Source organism: Dyella terrae, assembly GCF_022394535.1.
GTDB lineage: Bacteria > Pseudomonadota > Gammaproteobacteria > Xanthomonadales > Rhodanobacteraceae > Dyella.
In genome coordinates this window covers 3,116,204-3,136,614 of record NZ_CP089414.1, presented here as the reverse complement: position 1 = coordinate 3,136,614, position 20,411 = coordinate 3,116,204, and the positions used below count along the sequence as shown (strand labels likewise).

General features: G+C 63.9%; 18 protein-coding genes. 7 read left to right on the top strand and 11 right to left on the bottom strand.

What is annotated here, in order from left to right:
- Positions 1 to 19 precede the first annotated feature (19 nt).
- Complete coding sequence (locus tag DYST_RS13670; protein ID WP_239946229.1) at positions 20 to 2,002, bottom strand: UvrD-helicase domain-containing protein; 1,983 nt, start codon at positions 2,000 to 2,002, stop codon at positions 20 to 22.
- 130 nt (positions 2,003 to 2,132) lie between these two features.
- Here DYST_RS13670 and DYST_RS13665 point away from each other — a divergent pair, with 130 nt between their 5' ends.
- From DYST_RS13665 to DYST_RS13655, 3 genes are all read left to right on the top strand, one after another.
- Positions 2,133 to 3,473: an NAD(P)/FAD-dependent oxidoreductase gene (locus DYST_RS13665; protein ID WP_239946228.1), complete on the top strand. Its 1,341-nt coding sequence runs from the start codon at positions 2,133 to 2,135 to the stop codon at positions 3,471 to 3,473.
- 75 nt (positions 3,474 to 3,548) lie between these two features.
- Positions 3,549 to 4,181: a thymidine kinase gene (locus DYST_RS13660; RefSeq protein WP_102301853.1), complete on the top strand. Its 633-nt coding sequence runs from the start codon at positions 3,549 to 3,551 to the stop codon at positions 4,179 to 4,181.
- A gap of 27 nt (positions 4,182 to 4,208) precedes the next feature.
- Positions 4,209 to 4,967: a hypothetical protein gene (locus DYST_RS13655; RefSeq protein ID WP_239946227.1), complete on the top strand. Its 759-nt coding sequence runs from the start codon at positions 4,209 to 4,211 to the stop codon at positions 4,965 to 4,967.
- Between the two features lie 1,100 nt (positions 4,968 to 6,067).
- Here DYST_RS13655 and mutM read toward each other — a convergent pair.
- The 6 genes from mutM to DYST_RS13625 form a co-directional block, all read right to left on the bottom strand.
- Positions 6,068 to 6,895, bottom strand: a complete 828-nt coding sequence (mutM, locus tag DYST_RS13650) for a bifunctional DNA-formamidopyrimidine glycosylase/DNA-(apurinic or apyrimidinic site) lyase (protein ID WP_239946225.1) — start codon at positions 6,893 to 6,895, stop codon at positions 6,068 to 6,070.
- A 106-nt stretch (positions 6,896 to 7,001) separates the two neighbouring features.
- Positions 7,002 to 8,411 carry an NADP-dependent phosphogluconate dehydrogenase gene (gene gndA / locus DYST_RS13645; RefSeq protein ID WP_239946224.1) on the bottom strand — a complete coding sequence of 470 codons (1,410 nt, stop codon included), beginning with the start codon at positions 8,409 to 8,411 and terminating at the stop codon, positions 7,002 to 7,004.
- Positions 8,412 to 8,513: 102 nt separating this feature from the next.
- Entirely contained in the window at positions 8,514 to 9,020 is a 507-nt protein-coding gene (locus tag DYST_RS13640) for a DUF4340 domain-containing protein (protein ID WP_239946223.1), read from the bottom strand.
- Positions 9,017 to 10,375, bottom strand: coding sequence for a GldG family protein (locus DYST_RS13635; protein WP_239946222.1), 1,359 nt, complete (start codon positions 10,373 to 10,375; stop codon positions 9,017 to 9,019). Before DYST_RS13635 ends, DYST_RS13640 begins: the two co-directional genes overlap by 4 nt.
- Positions 10,375 to 11,169, bottom strand: coding sequence for an ABC transporter permease (locus DYST_RS13630; RefSeq protein ID WP_239946221.1), 795 nt, complete (start codon positions 11,167 to 11,169; stop codon positions 10,375 to 10,377). Before DYST_RS13630 ends, DYST_RS13635 begins: the two co-directional genes overlap by 1 nt.
- Complete coding sequence (locus DYST_RS13625) at positions 11,166 to 11,903, bottom strand: ABC transporter ATP-binding protein (protein ID WP_239946220.1); 738 nt, start codon at positions 11,901 to 11,903, stop codon at positions 11,166 to 11,168. Before DYST_RS13625 ends, DYST_RS13630 begins: the two co-directional genes overlap by 4 nt.
- Before the next feature lie 174 nt (positions 11,904 to 12,077).
- On the opposite strand from DYST_RS13625, the gene DYST_RS13620 reads away from it, so the two are divergent.
- On the top strand, positions 12,078 to 13,271 hold the full coding sequence (locus DYST_RS13620; protein WP_239946218.1) for a DesA family fatty acid desaturase: 1,194 nt from the start codon (positions 12,078 to 12,080) through the stop codon (positions 13,269 to 13,271).
- A gap of 571 nt (positions 13,272 to 13,842) precedes the next feature.
- On the opposite strand, the gene DYST_RS13615 is transcribed toward DYST_RS13620, so the two are convergent.
- The 4 genes from DYST_RS13615 to rpmB all read right to left on the bottom strand — a co-directional run bounded on the left by DYST_RS13615 (position 13,843) and on the right by rpmB (position 15,323).
- Positions 13,843 to 14,256, bottom strand: a complete 414-nt coding sequence (locus tag DYST_RS13615) for a thiol-disulfide oxidoreductase DCC family protein (RefSeq protein WP_102301844.1) — start codon at positions 14,254 to 14,256, stop codon at positions 13,843 to 13,845.
- On the bottom strand, positions 14,246 to 14,794 hold the full coding sequence (locus DYST_RS13610) for a DUF4166 domain-containing protein (RefSeq protein ID WP_239946217.1): 549 nt from the start codon (positions 14,792 to 14,794) through the stop codon (positions 14,246 to 14,248). Before DYST_RS13610 ends, DYST_RS13615 begins: the two co-directional genes overlap by 11 nt.
- A 114-nt stretch (positions 14,795 to 14,908) precedes the next feature.
- The gene (rpmG, locus tag DYST_RS13605; RefSeq protein WP_008211962.1) at positions 14,909 to 15,076 is read right to left on the bottom strand and encodes a 50S ribosomal protein L33; all 168 of its coding nucleotides are present in this window, start codon (positions 15,074 to 15,076) and stop codon (positions 14,909 to 14,911) included.
- A 10-nt stretch (positions 15,077 to 15,086) separates the two neighbouring features.
- Positions 15,087 to 15,323 (bottom strand): 50S ribosomal protein L28, encoded by a 237-nt coding sequence (rpmB, locus tag DYST_RS13600; RefSeq protein ID WP_102301867.1) that lies wholly within the window; start codon positions 15,321 to 15,323, stop codon positions 15,087 to 15,089.
- Positions 15,324 to 15,636: 313 nt separating this feature from the next.
- Between rpmB and secB the strand changes: the two genes are divergently transcribed.
- The 3 genes from secB to DYST_RS13585 all read left to right on the top strand — a co-directional run bounded on the left by secB (position 15,637) and on the right by DYST_RS13585 (position 20,359).
- Entirely contained in the window at positions 15,637 to 16,128 is a 492-nt protein-coding gene (gene secB / locus DYST_RS13595) for a protein-export chaperone SecB (protein ID WP_102301842.1), read from the top strand.
- Between the two features lie 16 nt (positions 16,129 to 16,144).
- Positions 16,145 to 17,173, top strand: coding sequence for an NAD(P)H-dependent glycerol-3-phosphate dehydrogenase (locus tag DYST_RS13590; RefSeq protein WP_239946216.1), 1,029 nt, complete (start codon positions 16,145 to 16,147; stop codon positions 17,171 to 17,173).
- A gap of 159 nt (positions 17,174 to 17,332) precedes the next feature.
- Positions 17,333 to 20,359, top strand: coding sequence for a DEAD/DEAH box helicase (locus tag DYST_RS13585; RefSeq protein ID WP_239946213.1), 3,027 nt, complete (start codon positions 17,333 to 17,335; stop codon positions 20,357 to 20,359).
- The last annotated feature ends 52 nt before the right edge of the window (positions 20,360 to 20,411 follow it).

Genomic DNA, 20,411 nt, shown 5'->3' with positions numbered 1-20,411 from the left:
CCGGCGCGTGGGGCGAAGCTCAGTTTCCTGCGAGCATGGCGGCGATTTTCGCCATATGCGATTCGGCCGTTTCGCGCACCACTTCCTTGTCCGCCTCAGGATCCTTGCCCTGCCAATGCAGGTCGTCCTGCGGCAGCTCGTGCAGGAAGCGGCTGGGTTGGTTGCTGTGCACTTCACCGTAACGCTTGGTCTTGGCGGACCACGATAGCGTGAGCATTTCCTTGGCGCGGGTGATGCCCACGTACATCAGGCGACGCTCCTCGTCGATGCGGCCCTCGTCGATGGCGCCATCGTGCGGCAGCGTGCCTTCCTCACAGCCAACGATGAAGACGAAGCGGAACTCCAGACCCTTGGCGGCGTGCAGCGTCATCATGCGCACCGCGTTGCCTGGCTCGTCGCGGTCGGCATGAGTGAGCAGGGCGAGCTGCGCGGCAAGGTCGCCGGTGGTGTTGTCGTTGCGCTGCATGGCGCGGAACCACTCGGCGAGTTCGCGCAGGTTGCCCAGGCGGCGGTCGCGCAGCGTGGCATCCACGGTGCTGGCGGCCACGTGCGCAGCGTAGCCAGTGCGATCGAGCACGGTTTGTACGAGGTCCGCAGCGCTCTGGTGTAGCGATGCGCTGCGCAATTCGTCCATCAGTTGCGTGAACGATGCCAGCGCCGATGCCGGTCGCGGCGAGAGCTGGCGTAGCACGGCATCGCTGCGCGCCGCGTCCAACAAGGGAGCGTGGCGCGTCTGGGCGATCTCACCGAGCTTCTCCAGCGTGGTCGCGCCAATTTCACGCTTGGGCACGTTCACCACGCGCAGGAACGCCGCGTCATCGCTGGGATTGGTCAGCAGGCGCAAATAGCACAGCAAGTCTTTCACTTCCCCACGGTCGAGGAAGCTCAGCGCACCGGACAAGTGGTAAGGCACGCGCGCCAAACGCAGCGCCTTTTCCAGTGGACGCGCCTGGAAATTGCCGCGATAGAGGATGGCGATGTCGTGCCAGCGCGCCTTGTGCTTCTCTGCCAGCGTGGTGGCGATAGCGGCCACACGCTCGGCCTCGTGCTCGTTCTCCTTGCATTCCAGCACGCGGATCTGAGCGCCTTCCGGGTGCTCGCTCCACAGCTTCTTTTCGTGAAGATGCGGGTTGTTGGCGATCAGCTTGTTGGCGGCGCGCAGAATGCGCCTGCCGCAACGGTAGTTCTGCTCCAGCTTGATCACGCGCAGGCTCGGCCAGTCCTTGCCGAGCTGATCGATGTTCTCCGGGTTCGCGCCACGCCACGCATAGATCGACTGGTCATCATCGCCCACGCAGGTGAAGCTGCCGCGTTCGCCGGCCAGAGCCTTCAGCAGGCGATATTGCGCGTCGTTGGTGTCTTGGTATTCGTCCACCAGCAGATAGCGCAGGCGCTCGCGCCAGACGGTGCGGCATTCCTCGTCGGCTTCTAGGATGCGCAGCGGCAGGCGGATCAGATCGTCGAAGTCCACCGCATTAAATGCGCTCAGACGCGCCTGGTAGAGCTGGTAGATGGTTGCGGCGTCGAGCTCGCGCGGGCTGCGGGCCGCAGCCAGGGCCTCTTCGGGCGACAGGGCTGCGTTCTTCGCGCGACTGACCAGATTGCGGATGGCGAACAGCGCATCGGGTTTGATGCCCTTAGGCGCCAATTCCTTGATGATGCCTTCGCTGTCGTCCGCGTCGAGCACGGAGAAACCCTTGCGCAGACCAGCGCGCGCATGCTCCATCTGCAGAAACTTCAGACCCAGCGCATGGAAGGTACACACGGTCAGCGCCGCGGCGTCTTCCGTGCTAATCAGCTTGGCCACACGTTCGCGCATTTCCTTCGCCGCTTTATTGGTGAAGGTGATGGCGGCGATACGGGACGGTGATAGTTTCTTGCGCGCGATGAGGTACGCGATCTTCTGCGTAATCACGGAAGTCTTGCCCGAGCCGGCACCAGCCAGCACGAGGAGTGGGCCGTCGCAGTGCTCGACAGCAGCCAATTGTTGCGGGTTCAGCATGGGATCGTGCGATGAGTGGGCGCGAGGCAGGGGCGAATCGTATCAGCCCGGCACCCCGTTGCGGCGGGCGGGTAGGCGGTCATAATCGGGCCCCCATGGATGAAGCGGTCGCAAGCGCGGTGGAGACAGTATGACGGATGGCAAACACTTGACTGAGCAAGCGTGCGACGTGGTCGTGATTGGCGGTGGACCCGCCGGTAGCACCGCAGCGACGCTGTTGGCGCGGCGCGGTTACCGCGTGATCGCGCTAGAGAAGGAGCGCCACCCCCGTTTCCACATTGGCGAGTCGCTATTGCCGATGAACCTGCCCATCTTCGAGCGCCTGGGCGTCATGGAGAAGGTCCGGGTCTTGGGCGTATACAAGCCGGGCGCGGATTTTGAGGCAGGCAACGAACGCGGCTACAACACCTACGATTTCTCGCGTTCACTGGGCAGCAGCCCGCCGCACGCCTTCCAGGTGTGGCGCCAGGACTTCGATCGCATGCTCTATGAGCATGCCCGCGAGCAGGGCGCCGATGCACGGGAAGGGCAAGAAGTGCGCAGCGTAGAAGAGTTGGGGCACCACGATTGGCGCGTACAGGTCACGACGGACGACGATCAACAGTACGCCATCCGCGCGCGCTACGTTGTCGATGCGTCCGGCCGTGATGCCTTTCTCGCCAGCAAGCGGAAGCTCAAGCGGAAGAACCCCGAACACCAGAGTGCCGCCATCTTCGGGCATTTTCGCGGCGCTGAACCGCGCCCGGGCCCGGATGCGGGAAACATCAGCATTTACCGCTTTGAGCACGGCTGGATGTGGATGATCCCGTTGCCCGATGGAGTGATGAGCGTCGGTGCGGTGTGTCGCCCGGATTATCTCAAGCAGCGACGCGGCCGCACCGTGGAGTTTTTGCTGGAAACGCTGCAGATAAATCCCGGGCTGTGGAAGCGCATTGCGCATGCCGAGTTGATCGACAACGAGGTGCGTGTAACGGGCAACTACTCCTACGACTCTACGCGCATGTCCGGCACCGGTTGGATTCTGGTGGGCGATGCATTCGCCTTTCTCGATCCGGTGTTCTCCTCCGGCGTTTACCTGGCCATGAGTGGCGCGGAGCAGGCGGTCGAGGTGGTCGACGTGGCGCTACGCGAACCGCGTCGCGAAGCGTCGTTGCAACGACGCCTGGAACGGCGCCAACGTCGCGGGATGCGCCGCTTTGCGTTCTTCATCTACCGCTTCAACGGCCCGATCATGCGGCAGATGTTCTGGTCGCCGAACAATGTCTTCCAGATCGAGCAAGGGGTGATCTCCATGCTGGCGGGCGACGTGTTCGACTCCTTCAAGGTGTGGTCGCGCATTCTCGCCTTCCGCACCGTGTACAACGCCATGGCGCTGTTTGGTTGGCGACGCTGGAACGCGGAACGCCGCTACCGACTCACCCAGGCGCGCGCGCAGTTCACCGGAGGCACGACGCCGCTGGATAGGGAGTAAGCACCGAACCGCGCGACTAGCCAGGAAGGTAGGCAGCGGGCGCAGTATTATGTGCACCTGTTATCGGGACATTCCATGGCCAAGCTGTACTTCTATTACTCGGCAATGAATGCCGGCAAGACCACCACGCTGTTGCAGAGCGCTTACAACTATCACGAGCGCGGCATGCGGACGCTTATCCTCACGCCCGCGCTGGACAATCGCTATGGCGATGGTGTGGTGGCCTCCCGTATCGGCTTGAAGGCCAGCGCGCGCCGGTTCGGCGCAGACGAAGACCTGCTGGCGCTGGTGCAGGCGGACGTGGCCGCGCGGGGCGCGTTGCACTGCGTGTTCGTGGACGAGGCTCAATTTCTCAACAAGGCCCAGGTCTGGCAGCTCAGTGACGTGGTGGACAAGCTCAACGTCCCGGTGCTGGCCTTCGGCCTGCGCACCGATTTCCGTGGCGAGCTTTTCGAGGGCAGCCGGTACCTGCTGGCATGGGCGGATAACCTTGAGGAGATCAAGACCATCTGCCACACCGGCCGCAAGGCCACCATGGTGGTCCGCGTGGATGAACAGGGGCGTGCGGTCACCGAGGGTCCTCAGGTTGAGATCGGCGGCAACGACCGCTATGTCTCGGTGAGCCGCGCCGAGTTCAAGAACATTACGGAAGGGCACGGCAGGATTGAATTGCAGCAGCCCGTACTGCCGCTGGGCGAGGGGCATTGAGCCCCCACCACTGACCTAAGGACCGGTATGACCAAGATCCCCTTTCCCGCCTGGCAACGCCCCCACTGGCAGTCGAGCAACGAAGAGATTCTTTTGCAGTTCTTCGTGTTCGGCAAATTCCAGTCCGGACGCGCCCCGTCGCTGGATTACGGCAGTGAAGGTCTGCCCGAAGGCGTGGAACTGACCAGTCACAACCATCCGCAGTTGCGCCAGTGGGAGGGCTACCCTCTCAAGGGCAGCGTCGGCCGGATGTTCAAGGACGACTCGCCGGAGGCCTACCGACAAGCGCTAGACGCTCCCGAAGTGTTGGTGATCCGCGGCCGTCTTCCCGACAGCGCCGACACCGGCTACATGCGCGACACCCTTGGTGTGCTCGCCGCATTGCTCGATGTGGGCGGCGTGGCCATCCTCGACCCGCAGACGCTCAATCTCTATGACGCCGATACCTGGCGCCGCCAGTTCGTCGTGCGCGACGGTGCTCCTGTTCGCAATCACCTGCTGATCCTCCGCGATGCGGAAGAGAAGAAAGGGCATTGCTGGGTGCACACGCGCGGCATGCGCAAGTTTGGGCGCCCGGATATCAGCCTTCGCAACGTGCCGGAAGCCGACAGTGATCGCGCAGGTTTGTTGTGCGAGCGGCTGGCGGAACTGGAGGCGTTGGGTGCGCGTTTTGAGGAAGGCCAGGAGTTGGAGGCGGACGGGATGACGTTTGTCGCCACGCTGGGTGGCGGGGTGGAGGATCCGGATTTCAACAATACGTTTGTTGAGTTTCGCTGGGCGGAGTGATGTTGCTCCAGTGATGTTTCTCCCTCTCCCCTTGGGGGAGAGGGTTGGGGTGAGGGGTCAATCTAGCCTCACCGTTTCATCTTTAGCCGTCACCCCTGCGCAGGCAGGGGTCCAGAGCCCCGGTGTTTGATTGTCGCGTGGCGTCGATCTGGCCGCCTAGGCGGCGGGCGTTTCGCCCTCCTGCCGGAGGCCGAGTCACTTTTCTTTGCTTGCCCAAAGAAAAGTAACCGAAGAAAGGGCACCCCCACTTGGCGCTGGCCGGCGAAGCCGGCCAGTTCGTGAGGGGCGGCCGGGCTTTTCGACAGGGCTCCTGCCCTGGCGAAAAGGGATCGGCATCCGTGCCGATCCCCCCTGCGGGCCTTCTCGTCCACCCCTCACCGCCGCACAGGGGGCCCGACGATCAGAAGCGACAAGCAGACGGCTCGTGCAGCGGAGCTGCACATCGCGCCGCGGCAGGTCGCGTTGCTCCCGCTTTAGCGCGCAAAGCCAGGGCAGACGGACGATGCCGTTACGTGGCGAGTTCTCCACACCGGTCGGGAAGCGTAGCGAAGCCTGCTTTAAGTCCTCTCCGCCATGGCGCGTTGCTAAGCGCTCCGACGTACCCGCTGTGTAGCGGCGAAGGTGGCCAAGCCACAACGTTCCTCACCCGTTCGGGCTTATCCCATCGACATGCTACGGGCGTTGGCCTGTCAGGCCATTTCTTCGGGTTACTTTTCTTTACTCCGGGCATCCTGCCCTTCGCCCTTCGGGCCGGCTTCGCCGTTCGCACGCGCTCCTGCGCGTGCGTGGGCAAGCAAAGAAAAGTGACTCGAGTGTCCCACGGGACTAGCTTCGCGTCGTCGGCAGACGATCGAAACGCCCGCTGCGTAAGCGGCCCGATCGCGGTAACGCACGAGGCGACAGCCGACCACTGACGCAACTGGATCCCGGCCTGCGCCGGGATGACGGTTCCATCGAAACCATAAGGCGAGCACCCACCCCTCACCCCAAAGGGAGAGGGGGCAGAACTGGGGCGCCCAGCGAGCGAACGTGCTAACGAGGACAAACAAACACCACCCACGCAAGCGCGCCCAATCGAGCCATCCCGGAACACTCGCCAACTACTTCTGACACCTCGAACACCAAAACGTCGACCGCTGCCCCAACACCACCTGTCTGATCGGCGTGCCACACACCCGGCATGCCTCCCCCTCGCGCCCATACACCTGCAACTCGCGAAAAAAGTACCCAGGCGCACCATCGGGATTGATGAAATCACGCAATGTCGTGCCGCCGCGCTCGATGGCCCACGCCAGGATGCGCTTCACTTCAGCGGCCAGCCGCGCATAACGCGCTCGCGAAATCGAACCTGCCGGCTTCCGAGGGTCGATACCGGCCGCGAACAGTGCTTCGCTCGCATAGATATTGCCGACGCCAACCACGATGGCGTTGTCCATCAGGAATAGTTTCACCGCAGCGGTGCGCCCGCGTGACAGTCGCCACAGCACGTCGCCGTCGAAATCATCGGTGAGTGGTTCAGGGCCAAGGTCGGCAAGCAGTTCATGCGTTTCGCCGACCGGTTGCCATAGCAGGCAGCCGAAGCGACGGGCGTCGGTAAAGCGCAGTACACGGGGGCCTTCGGTGGCGGTGGGTTCCAGTGCGATATCGACGTGATCGTGCTTGCCTACCAAGGCATCCGGAGGAAGCACGCGCAACACGCCCGTCATGCCCAGATGCAGCAGCGCGCTGCCGATTTGCGTGTGCAGTAGCAGGTACTTCGCGCGGCGCTCGACGGCGTCGATGCGCTGGCCGGGCAATTGCGTGCTGATCTCCGGCGGAATCGGCCAGCGCAGGTCGGGGCGACGCAGTGTCACCGCGGTGACACGCCGACCGATCAGGTGCGGTGCGATGCCGCGACGGGTGGTTTCGACTTCGGGGAGTTCGGGCACTGCGGATCTCGGTCGGAAAGGTAAGGGCGCCTCACCATGCGGCCGCACACAGGTGCGCGGCCGCGGCGTCCTACTTGTACGTCAGTCAACGACGGTTGCCGCTGCCTCAGCTCCAGTCGTTATGGAAACTACCCGGCTTATCAACGCGCTCGAACGTATGTGCACCGAAGTAATCGCGCTGCGCCTGCAACAGATTCGCCGGCAGCTGCGCTGCGCGGTAGCTGTCGTAATACGCAATGGCGGATGAGAAGCACGGCACTGCCACGCCGGCCTTCACTGCGGCAACGACTACATCGCGCAACGCACCCTGGTATTCGGTGGCGATGTCACGGAAGTAGGAGTCGAGCAGCAGATTTTTCACCTGCGGGTCGCGCTCGTATGCATCGGTGATCTTCTGCAGGAAGCGCGCGCGGATGATGCAGCCAGCGCGGAAAATGCGTGCGATGGTGCCGTAGGGCAGGTTCCACTGGTACTCGTCGGACGCGGCGCGCAACTGCGCGAAGCCTTGCGCGTACGACACGATCTTGCTCAGGTACAGCGCGCGGCGCACAGATTCAATAAAGGCCTTGCGGTCGCCGTCGAACCTGGTCGGTGCAGGGCCTTTGATTACTTTGCTCGCGGCGACGCGCTCGTCCTTCAGTGCGGAGAGCAGGCGCGCAAACACCGATTCGGTGATCAGCGGCAGCGGTACACCAAGGTCCAGCGCGCTCTGGCTGGTCCACTTGCCGGTGCCTTTCTGTGCGGCGCGGTCGAGGATGATGTCGACCATGGCCTTGCCGGTTTCTTTGTCTTTCTTGGTGAAGATGTCGGCCGTGATGCTGATGAGATAGCTGTCGAGCTCGCCCTTGTTCCAGTCGGCGTAGACCTCGGCCAATTCGTCGTTGGACAGGCCGAGCACATCGCGCAACACCGCGTAGCTTTCCGCGATGAGCTGCATGTCGCCATACTCGATGCCGTTGTGCACCATCTTTACGTAATGGCCAGCGCCGTTCGGGCCCATGTAGGCCACGCAGGGGTCGCCGTCGGGTGCGCGTGCGGCAATCTCGGTAAGGATAGGTGCCACCAGGTCATAGGCTTCACGCGGGCCGCCCGGCATGATCGACGGGCCATGCAGTGCGCCTTCCTCGCCACCGGACACGCCAGTGCCGATGAAGTGCAGCCCGGCCGCGCTCATCTCGCTCTCGCGGCGCATGGTGTCTTTGAAGAACGTGTTGCCACCATCGATGACGATGTCGCCCTTGTCGAGCAGCGGCTTGAGCTGCGCCAGCGTGGCGTCGGTGGGCTCGCCCGCCTTCACCATCAGCAGAATCCTACGTGGCTTCTCCAGCGAATCGACGAACTCCTCGAGCGTGTAAGCGGGAATCAGGCGCTTGCCGGGATTCTGGGCGACGACCTCATCGGTACGGTCGCGATGCCGGTTGTAGATGGACACGGCGTGGCCGCGACTTTCGATATTCAGGGCAAGGTTGCTGCCCATCACGGCCATGCCCACCACGCCGATTGCCTGCTTGCTCATCTGGTCGCTCCTGTCGAGGTATGGATTCCATATGGGGAGTCCATGAGTCGGTGCAAGGTACGCTGTCGAGCGAAGAATGGGGTGAAGGGTGGCTGCGACGTGTCAGCGATTCATGCCGGCGTCCAGCGTGCGACTCTCCGAGGCCGGAGCCCTTGGCGTGTAGCGCAAGGAGATCAGTGCCACGCGGTCGCCGGCGCGAACATAACGTTGCGGTCCCGTCACCGAGGTTTCCCCGAACTCCAAGCGCTGGCCGTCGAGCGTGAGCACGGAGACGGGCGTCGTCAGTCCGATCTTTGCGGGGTCGAAATCGCTGGCGGGCCGCCAGCTCAGCACGGCAGCGCTGGCGGTATCGGCCAGCTCGCCGAGTCGGCCGTCATCGGTGCGCGCCGGTGTGCCGTCGACGCGCCACCAGTGACCTTCTCGCTTGGCGTAGTGCGCTGGCGAGCCATGGCCGATCACCAGCTCGATGCGCGTGATAGACGAGGGTTCCAGTGACAGCAGCGTTCCTGGCGCGGCCGCGGCGTCACGCCGCCACTGCCAGGTGGCGGCGGCAATCAAGGCCAGGGCACACGCCCCTAGCAACACCAGTTGGCGCGTCGAACGTTTCATGCGCGGCGGCGACGCCAGGTGATCAAGCCGCAGGCGATCAACAGCAGCAGCGGTACGACCACCAGGAAGCCGAACGACACCGCACTCAACCGGGCGAGAGTCATGTCCAGTCGTCGATCTGGTGCACCCGCTGCTCGCGGCATGTTGACCAGGGCATCGTCGCCCAGCAGCCAGTCGACAACACGGCGACCGAGTTCGCGGTTGCCGTCGGTACCGACGTAGGCGTTGGACAGGAAGTCGCCATCGCCGATCATCACCACACGTTGCTCCGCCTTGTCTGGGCTGGGCGACAGGCGTGACAGCGCAAAACCGAAATCGAGCGGGCCTTTCAGCTCGCCTGCGCTGGCGTCGAAGCGGATGGTGGATGCGCCGTCATTGTTGATCGGCTTGAACTCGGTCCAGCTCTGCGGGCTCGAGCGTAGGAACGGCAGGGCATGCCACGCCGTCTGCGACGCGAGCGCCAGCGCGGATACCTGTTGGAACTGCGTGTTGAGACGGAAGCTGTGCGTAATCGCGTGTTCCGGATAGTCGCCAAGCGCGAGCACGCGAGGATCGTTCAGCCCGATTGCCGTACCCTGGCCATCCACCAGTACGCCCGGCAGCACATGCAGACCGAGGGCGTCGGCAAGCGGTGACAGGTGTTGATCGTCATTGGTCGGCTCGGTCAGCCACAGCAGGTTGCCGCCTTCAGCCACATAGTCGGTAAGCGCTTTGACCGCACCGTAGGAGAGCGCATGCTGCGGACTCGCCAGCACTACCAGGTCGGTATGCAACGGCACGGTGGCGACCTGCGCGAAGTTCAGCGGTACTGCGCGGATACCGCTTTCCTGCATCTGTGCAACAAACAAGCCGAGGTCAGGGTTGCCTGCATCGGAGGGGCTGCGCTCGCCGTCGCCGGAGATGAAGGCGACGATGCGATCGCTGCCGCGCAACAGGCGCTTCAGGGCATTGGTGAGGCTGCGGTTATCCAATGCGTCGAGGCGTTGCTCGTGTCCTCGATAGTGCAGGATCAGCATGCCGTTGGTGGTGATGCCGAGTTCGCGCATCGCTGCCGGGTCTTGCTGCGGATCGACGAAACGCAGCGTGAGGTCGGGCTTCGTGCGCTGGTAGCGCTGCAGGAAGCCGGCGATGTTACTGCGCACGTCGTCCTGCGGGTTGGCGTAGCTGACGATGTCCACCGGGCCGTCGAGCGCCTTGAGCACCGCGAGTGTTTCGGTCGGCAACGAAGCGCGGCCACCGTACGTCCAGTCGGACACGTGGTCGTAGCGTGCGGAGAAATAGCCGATAGCACCTGCGCAGGCGAGCAGCAGCAGGGCGAACAACCAGCCATGGAGGCGTCGGAACGTGCGAGTCATCAGCCACGCCCCCTTTCCGCGCCCAGTCGCTGGGTGGCCAGGATCAACGCCACCGCGGTGACCAGCAGGAACCACACGACATCCGTGCTGGAGACCAGTCCGCGGATGAGCGAATCCAGGTGCGTGCTCATCGCCAGCCAATTGACGAAGCCGTTATCGACGCCAGCCATCATGGCGCCGACATTGAGGCTGACCAGCGCAAGGCCGAGCATCAGGCTGGCGGCAGCGGCGATGGCGGGGTGCGAGGCGTAGGCCGAGCAGGCGATGCCAATGGCGCATAGCGCTGACAGCATCAGTAGCAGTCCCAGCGAGGCGGCGGCGAGCTTGCCCCAGTCGAGCGTCATGCCATGGGCAAGGCTCAACGGCATGGCCAGTGTCAGCAGCAGCCAGATCGCCAGCCACACCAGCAGGGCGAGGAACTTGCCCATCACCATGTCGAAGGGCGATTGCCCCATGGCGAACCACAGCGGCAACGTACCGTGGCTGCGCTCGCTAGCGAGCGTGGACATGGTCAGCAGCGGCACCACCACCAGCGCCAGCTCGGCCAGGCCAAACGGCAGCATGGGTAGCGCACCACTGGTGAGAATACTGCTGAGCATCGGCACGCCGACGATGTCGGTATAGCCCGGCCCGGCGGGTTGTGCAGCCCACTGGATCTGATGGGTGGTGAAAATCTGCACCAACAGCATGAAGCGCCCAGCCAGTTGCGCCACCGTCAAGGCGGCGAGCACCCAGGCAAGCGGTCGAACCACGAGACGGCGCAGCTCCAGCCGCGTCACGGCGAGCACGCTCATGCGGCCTGTGCCCCGCGCATGGCGATATCGAAGAAAGTCTGTTCGAGCATCTTGTGATCGTCGTCGGTGATGGGGCCGTCGTAACGCAGCTGCCCTTCGTGCAGGATCGCCACGCGATCACACGCTGCGGTGACCTCCACTAACAGGTGCGTGGACAGAATGATGGCGGTGCCCATGGCTGCCTGTTCGCGGATCACCCCACGCAGCGCGGCGACCTGCACCGGGTCGAGCGCATTGGCCGGCTCGTCCAGCACGAGCAGCGAGGGTTCGTGCAGCAGCGCGCAGGCCAGGCCCAGACGCTGGCGCTGGCCTTGCGAGAGCACCCCGGCCAGCCGACGCGCCAGTGCGCCAAGTTCCAGGCGCTCGACGATGCGCTGGCGCGCCTTTGCCAACGCCGCGCCACCCAGGCCACGCAGGCGGCCATGAGCGTCCAGATGTTCCAAGACGGTCAATTCTGGCCACAGCGGGGCACGTTCCGGCAGCCACCCCAGGCTGCGACGGGCCAGCTCCGGATGCTCCAGGAAGTCCTTTCCATTCAGCTTGATGGCGCCGCTATCGGGTATCAGCGCCCCCGCGATCATGGCCAGCGTGGTGCTTTTGCCCGCCCCGTTGACCCCCAGCAAACCCAGTACCTGCCCCGCGTCCAGCGTCAGGCTGAGATCGGAGACGGCCGGGCGTCCCGCCCGATGTCGGCTGATGTGATCCAGTTGCAATACAGCGGTAGGCGCGGTCATTGCATGATTGTCACGGCGGCCCCACGTTCACACAACGGGGAGGGAGTGCCCTTGGGCGGTACAGCACATTAACTTCGCTACCTCAAAGGGGTGCGACAATAATGTGCGGGTCCATGCTGGCGGGTACGGAAACCCCTCGCTTACACTGAAATTTCTTACACTTGGGTGTTTCCCATGCTCGACGCAGTGCTCAATTTCCTATCCAACGGCCTTACACACGCCAGTTGGGTGACCATGCTGATCTACATGCTGGTCATGACGCAGCTCACCATCTTCACGGTGACGCTGTACCTGCACCGTTGCCAGACCCACCGTGGTGTGGACCTGCACTGGTCCATCTCGCATTTCTTCCGCTTCTGGGGCTGGCTCACCACGGGCATGGTCACCAAGGAGTGGGTGGCGGTGCACCGTAAGCACCACGCCAAGGTCGAGACTGAGGAAGATCCGCACAGCCCGCAGATCTACGGCATCAAGAAGGTGTTCTGGGATGGCGTGTCGCTTTACCGCGACGCCAGCGAAGTGAAGGAAGACCTCGAGAAGTACGGCCGCGGTACGCCGGATGACTGGATCGAGCGCAATCTTTATGGTGCGCATCCGTACTGGGGTCCGACCCTGATGCTGTTCATCAGCGTTGCCCTGTTCGGTGTGATCGGTGCTGCCCTGTGGGCCGTGCAGATGATCTGGATCCCGTTCTGGGCCGCCGGCTTCGTCAACGGTATCGGCCACTGGTGGGGCTACCGCAACTTCGAAAGCGCCGACACCGCAACCAACCTCATTCCGTGGGGTTTCTGGATCGGTGGCGAAGAGCTGCACAACAACCACCACGCCTTCCCGAGCTCGGCTAAGTTCGCCCTGCGCAAATGGGAGTTCGACATCGGTTGGGCAGCCATCTGCGCCTTGCGTGCGGTGGGCCTTGCCAAGGTGCTGCGCGTGGCGCCGGCGCTGGACGTCCGCCCGAACGTGCACTTGCCGGATGCCGAGACGCTCAAGGGCGTGCTCACCCATCGCTTCGCCGCGATGACCGACTACTACCGCAACGTGATCATGCCGACCCTGCGCGACGAAGCGCAGCACGCTGGTGAGAGCATCAAGTCGGTGCCGCGCCGCATGCGTCGCGCGCTGGCTGACGGTGGTCGCTGGCTGGACAACGAAGGTCGCGATCGCATGCAGGCCGTGCTGGCCAAGCGCCCGACCCTCAGCACCGTGTGTGATTTCCGCAATCGCCTTGCCGCTCTGATGGAGCAGCGTGGTGCGGAGCAGGCGCTGAAGGGTTTGCAGCAGTGGATCGCTGAGGCTGAGCAGAGTGGCATTCGTGCGCTGCAGGAGTTTGCGGGTCGCCTGAAGAGTTATTCGGTGGCTAGCGCCTGATTTGGTTTTTACCGGATCAATGAAAAGCCCGCCGAAAGGCGGGCTTTTTTGTGGGCGGAGCAACAGGTGTGTGCTGGCGCTTTAGCTCCCTCTCCCCTTCGGGGAGAGGGTTGGGGTGAGGGGCCAATCTAGCCTCACCGTTTCATCTTTAGCCGTCACCCCGGCGGAGGCCGGGGTCCAGTGACTTTGTGCTTGGTCGTCGCACTACGGCGACCTGGCTCGCCTGCCGCGGGCTTCCGAACTGCTGCCGCAGTCCGGGTTGCTTTCTCTTGCTTGCCCAAGAGAAAGCAACCAAAGAGAAGGGCACCCCGACTTGGCGCTGGCCGGTGAAGCCGGCCAGTCCGTGAGGGGCCCGAAGGTCAAAGGCGAAAGCGCACGGCTCGTGCAGCTTTGCTGCACATCGCATCGCGGTAGGTCGCGTTGCTCCTGCCCTGAGAGCAGAGAGCGAATACACAAAGCCAGGGCAGAAGAGAAAGACGAAACGATGAAGCGAGCATCCACCCTTCACCCCAATCCTCTCCCCAAAGGGGCGAGGGAGCACAACTGAGATGCGGCCCACTCCAAACCCCCCTCAATCCATAAACCGCCAAGCCTCCGCCGCCTCAGGCAACCGACACTGCTCCCGCCGCCCAAACAACCGATACCGATGCCGCGCAACCCATCGATACCCCCGATCACGCAGCGGTCGCGGTATCACCCGCAATAAGCCGCCAGCCCAGCGCCAACGTCCACCTAGCTGACCCAGCACGCGCGCGATCGCATCCGTATCGCTATAGCCCTTGCCCTGATCGACGAACAAGAACGACACGGGATCATCCGGCGACAGGCCATGCGCAACCAACAACGAGCGGCCGTGTTGTCCCTGCATGGCAGCTAGCCGGAAGCGGCTATTACGGTCATGTCGAAGAATGAAATCCACCCAGCGGCTGCACAGCACGCAGACGCCGTCGAAGACGATGATGGGATGGTCAAGCTCAGCCGACATGATCAATCTCCAGCCAGCCGCGATAAGCGATCAGCTGACCCAGCAAAGGAAGGCGGACGTCGATATCGAAGGCATAACGCCCTTCGCGCGCACCGCTACGGGAAAACACCGTGCCGCAAAGCGCACGCGGCAGTGGTATGCCGAGGAGACTCGCGCGTCGTAGCTGCCAGTCGATCGCATCGCCCTCGCGCCGCAAGGAAAAATGCAGGCTTACTAGCCCTAGTCGTTCGCGCAGGTAAGGGTCGTTGCCGCGGGACAGGCTGGAATGCATCCGACCCTGTGCGAAGCGGCGCGTCCAGCGTTCGTGAGTTGCAAGCCGTTCGATGGTCAGAGCGATGGCTTGTCCATCGCCAGGCTCGGGCAGGGTGAGCCAACGCCGCAACCAGCGGGCGAGGGCGTGTCGTGCACCATCCACGTCAGCGTTGCCACTAGCTTCGATGATGCAGCCCTCACCATGCATGCGCTGCACGGCCGGATGCAGCTGAGGCCAGTCAGCGGGATCCAATAGCGTGTGGAACAAAGCAGTGGGCTGTGACATAGATGCCGATCTTCCGAAACCGGATCGTCGGCGGCAAGCAGGCTGGTCTTCTGCGGGCCACAAAAAACCCGCCTTGCGGCGGGTTCTTTGTGGAAGTAAGCAAACCCAGGGGGCTTACTTGATCTTGCCTTCCTTGTAGATCACGTGCTTGCGAACCACCGGATCGTACTTCTTGAACTCGAACTTTTCCGGGGTGTTCTTCTTGTTCTTCTGCGTGGTGTAGAAGTGGCCGGTGCCGGCCGAAGAGATCAGGCGGATCTTGTCTTGCTTGCTGTTAGCCATGGCTCAATCCTCAGATCTTTTCGCCGCGGGCACGCAGGTCGGCGAGCACGGCTTCGATGCCGTTCTTGTCGATCGTGCGCAGGGCATGGTTGGAAACGCGCAGCTTCACCCAGCGATTCTCGCTCGGGACCCAGAAGCGGCGCTCATGCAGGTTCGGCAACCAGCGGCGACGGGTCTTGTTGTTAGCGTGCGAGACGTTGTTACCAGTCTGCACACCCTTTCCGGTGACTTGGCAAATACGGGCCATGATGACCTCCTGTGTAGGCGCCCTGGGGCGCGTTTGCCACCCGTTAGCCAGGGCGGCATCGGCCCAGCGGCGCAAGCGCCACGCGATGCTGGAGCTGGAGCTGTTCGCGTCTGCCGTAAGCGCCGCATCGCGTTGCGGACGTGCCCGGAAGCCCGGGTCGGCATGGTCGAGCCGGCTATTCTCCCAGAAAAACAGGGCAGTGCGCAATATTTACCCACTTTGAGAGTCCGGGCGCATGGCGGGCCGTGGGGATGTATGGAACAATCAAGACCTTTGCGTTTTCACGCACCGAACACTTTACGAGGAATACCCCATGGCAGACGTCTCCGCCAACGGCCAGGCTGGCCAGCCGCAGCTGGTGCTGCAGAAGATCTACATCAAGGATGTGTCCTACGAGGCACCCAACGCCCCGCAGATCTTCCAGGATGTGGGTGAGACCGACCAGCAGCCGCAGGTCGCGCTGAACCTGGCCCAGAAGTCCACCGACATGGGCAACGACCTGTTCGAGGTGGTGCTGAGCCTGACCCTGACCTGCTCGCTGGGTGAGCGCACGGCCTATTTGGCTGAAGTGCACCAGGCTGGCGTGTTCGGCATCGCCGGTTTCTCGGAAGAGGATCAGGCCGGCATTCTGGCCAGCTATTGCCCGAACCTGCTGTTCCCGTACGCCCGCCAGATGTTGTCTTCGCTGGTGCTGGAAGGCGGTTTCCCGCCGTTCCTGCTGCAGCCGATCAATTTCGACGCGTTGTACGCCGAGCAGCAGCGACGCGTCCTCGGCGGCAGTGCCGCTCCGACGCTGAACAGCTAATCCAAGGGGTCTGCTCATGGTTGAGCGTCCGACCCTGGCCGTTCTGGGTGCTGGTTCCTGGGGTACCGCCCTGGCGGCTCTGGCTGCCCGCAATCAGGTGCCGACCCGGCTCTGGGGGCGCGATGCGGCTGCGCTGAAGGCGATGGAGGAAACCCATTGCAACCAGCGTTACCTGCCCGACATCGAGCTACCGGCCGAACTGGTCTACGAGGCTGATCTGGCCGCCGCCCTGCGCGGCGCCCAGGTGGTGCTGATCGTGGTGCCGAGCCACGCGTTTGCCTCCATCCTGGAAGAGATCCAGCCCTATCTCGCGCCTGATGCCCGCATTGCCTGGGCAACCAAGGGCTTCGAGCCGGGCACGGGTCGCTTCCTGCATGAGTTGGTGGCCGAGCGCTTCCCGGGGCGTGCGGCGGCAGTGGTCACTGGTCCTTCCTTCGCCAAGGAAGTGGCGTCAGGTATGCCCAGCGCGGTCACCGTCCATTCGGACGACACCGCCTTCGCGCATGACATGGCGCTGGTGCTGCACGCGCCCAACTTCCGCGCGTATTCCGGTAGCGACGTGCTGGGCGCAGAGCTTGGCGGCGCCATGAAGAACGTGCTGGCGGTGGCCACCGGTGTGGCCGACGGCATGGACCTGGGCCTGAACGCTCGTGCTGGCCTGATCACCCGCGGCATGAACGAGATGCTTCGTCTCGGCGTGGCGCTGGGCGCGCGCCCGGAGACCCTGATGGGCCTCGCCGGCCTGGGCGACCTGGTGCTCACCTGCACCGGCGACCTGTCGCGCAACCGCCGTCTTGGCCTGGCGCTCGGCAAGGGCAAGGCCATCGACGAGGCGGTGCGTGAAATCGGCCAAGTCGTGGAAAGCGTGCTCACTGCCGATGAAGTGGCGCGCCTGGCAGCCAAGCACGACCTTGACCTGCCCATCAGCAACGGCGTGCGCGCCGTGCTCCACGGCGAAGTGACCCCGGCCGAGGGGCTCAAGCGTTTAATGAGCCGCGAGCAGAAGCCGGAGTACCCCAAGGACCTGTTTACGCCTGCTGCGTAACGCTTCCCGGCATTGCCTCGTCCGTTCACGTTTGGACGCTTTATGGAAACGATCACCTCCGGTTTGAAAAAACCGGAGGTTGAGACGCGCACGCACGCAAGAGCCTTGCTAAGCTGAATCTTTTGGTCGCCCTAGTGGACCCCATCGGACCGAATGCGCATGCAGTCACCGGACGATAAACGCCACGACCGCCTGCCCCCGCCACGCGACGAGGGTGTCAGCGAGCCGCTGCCCGGTATCTGGCGGAAGCTGCTGGCGACGTCGGCGCCGGTGGTGACGCCGGAGCCGATGGTGTTGGGGTTTTTCCTCGACGTGGTGCCTGAGGAGGGCCAGCCCTGCGCCCGCGTAGATGTCGCCCCCGTTTTGCTGACGGTGGCTGAGCAGGGTCGCTTCGTGCGCCCCTCGCCGCTGGACAGCAAGCACCTGTCGCAACAATCGCTTCAACCGCACGAGCAACGCCTGGCAGCCACCGCGCTTGGCCTGCCGCAGACCTTGCGCAAGAGCCGCAGTTACGCCCGCCTCGCTGGCCATGTCGGCGACGCGTTGCTCGCGGAGATCCTGGACACCACGCCGTGCTTTCTCGGTGGTCTGGCCGGGCTACGCTTGTCGCGCGGCAAGGGTCATCAGCTGAACTGGCAATGGCATCTGGAGAACGACGGCAGCCAGCGCCTGCTGCCCTGTCTGCCAACCAACCATCGTGTACTGCGCATTGATGCGCTCTGGTATCTGGATGGCGAGCGTGCAGAACTGGGCCACTTGGACGCGCCGTTGGAAGAAACGGCATGGCTGGACCTGCCGCCGCTGAAACACGAATACAGCCAGACCCTTCGCACAGCGCTCCCGCACAGCCGCTTGTCGCATCGCCTGCCATTGCCGCAGGTGTTGGGCGAGATGCGCCGCGCCGAGCTCGCGCCCAAGCCGGTGCTCACGCTGCACGCGCTCACGCGTCACGCGCGCCTCGCTGCAGGCACGCCGCCGCTGGCCTATGCGCGCCTCGCATTTGATTACGCGGGCGAACGCCTGCCCGGTCGTGGCGGTGAGCCGCTGGTGCGTCGCGTGCGCAACGGCCATCTGGTTGAGATCGTCCGTCGCCGCGCCGAAGAACTCTCCGCGATGGAGCAGCTCGAACGCGCCGGTCTCACGCCGGGTGTGGATACCGAAGGCCTGCCCTGGGATCTGGCCGATACCTTGCCCGAAGACGCCTGGCTGTTCCCCGGTAAGGGTTACGCGGGCGCGCTGGAAGTAAACACGCCCGCACGCTGGCTGGCCTTGCGTCCCAAGCTGGAAGCGGAAGGTTTCGTGCTCGATTACGCGCCCAGCTTCCCGTTCGAAGTGCTGGAAGGCCCGGTGCGCTGGTATGGCAACGCGGTGGAAGACACCGACGACCATGCTTTCGATCTGGAAATCGGCATCGAAGTAGAAGGCAAGCGCCACAACCTGTTGCCCGCCGTGGCGCAGGCGTTGGCCGATCACCAATTGAACCTTAGCCCGGTGCCGAACGAACCGGAAGACGCGGTGTGGTACGCGCCGGTCGACGAACGTCGCCGCGTGCCTGTGCGCCTGAAGGAGCTGCGCGGTTTGCTCGCGCCGCTGGCCGAATATCTCGAACGCCCACGCAAAAAACTCCATCTGCCGCGCGTGCAGGCGGGACGTCTGGAAGAACTTGCCGAGGCACTGCCCACCGGCGGCGAACTCGAAGCCCCTGATGCACTGCGCGGCTTCACCGCGCGTCTGCGCGACGCGGCCGAGCGCGCTAGCGATGCGGTGCCGGAAGGCCTCACCGTCGAACTGCGCCCGTACCAGCGCGAAGGCCTGCGCTGGCTCAACGCGCTCGCCGAGGCCGGTGTGGGTGGCGTGCTCGCCGACGACATGGGCCTGGGCAAGACGCTGCAGCTCATCACGCACCTGCTGGCCCTGAAGGGCAGCGGTGGGCTCGAGCAACCCGCGCTTGTCGTCGTGCCGACCAGCTTGATTCCGAACTGGATGGCCGAAGTCGCGCGTTTCGCTCCGGCGCTTCGCGTGCTTGCGCTGCACGGTCCGCAACGCAGCGGCGATTTCTCGCAGTTGGGCACGCATGACATGGTGCTCACCAGCTATGCACTGTTACCCCGCGATGTGGTGCAACTGCGCAAACAGCCGTTCTCGCTGATCGTGCTGGATGAAGCGCAGCAGGTGAAGAACCCCCGCACACAAGCGCGTCGCGCCGTGCTCAGCCTGCGCGCGCCGCGCTGTATCTGCCTCACCGGCACGCCGTTGGAAAATCATCTTGGCGAGCTTTGGTCACAGGTCGATCTGGGCGTGCCCGGCTTGCTCGGCGATGAAGGCGCCTTCCGTCGCCACTATCGCGTGCCGATCGAGCGTCATCGCGATACCGACTGCCAGGACCGACTCAACCGTCGCCTTGCGCCCTTTATCCTGCGGCGCACGAAGGCGCAGGTTGCAAGCGAATTGCCGCCGAAGACCGAGATTACGCGTCGCGTGGTGCTCGAAGGGCGTCAGCGCGAACTCTACGAGAGCCTGCGCCTGTCGTTGGCGGAAGAGCTACGTGAGGTCATCGCGCAGCGGGGTATCGCGCACAGCGGCATCGTCGTACTCGACGCGCTGCTCAAGTTGCGTCAAGTCTGCTGCGACCCGCGTCTGGTAAAGCTGGAAGCAGCGCGCGGCGTGCGTGATTCCGCCAAGTTCGAACTACTGATGGATATGCTGCCCGCGCTGCTCGCGGAAGGCCGCAAAGTGCTGCTGTTCTCGCAGTTCACCGAAATGCTCAAGCTGATCGCGCACGAGCTGGATCGTCAGCGCATCCGTTACGTTACCCTCACCGGCGAAACGCGCGACCGCGCCGAACCCGTGCGCCGGTTCCAGGAAGGCGAAGTGCCGCTGTTCCTGCTGTCACTCAAAGCCGGTGGTGTGGGCCTCAACCTCACCGCGGCCGACACCGTGATCCACTACGACCCGTGGTGGAACCCAGCGGCAGAAGCACAGGCCTCCGATCGCGCGCATCGCATTGGCCAGGACAAGCCCGTATTCGTGTTCCGCCTGATCACGGGTGGCACGGTCGAAGAGCGCATCGAAGAATTGAAGGCGCGCAAGGCCGAGCTTGCCGAAGCTGTGCTCGAAGGTGGCGGCACGCGCGAGAAGCTCAGCTTCGATCAATCCGATCTGGATGCGTTGCTGGCGCCGGGTTGATCGGCGTCGGTAGTGTTTCTGTAGGAGGGCACCCTACCTGCGAAGGTTTGTC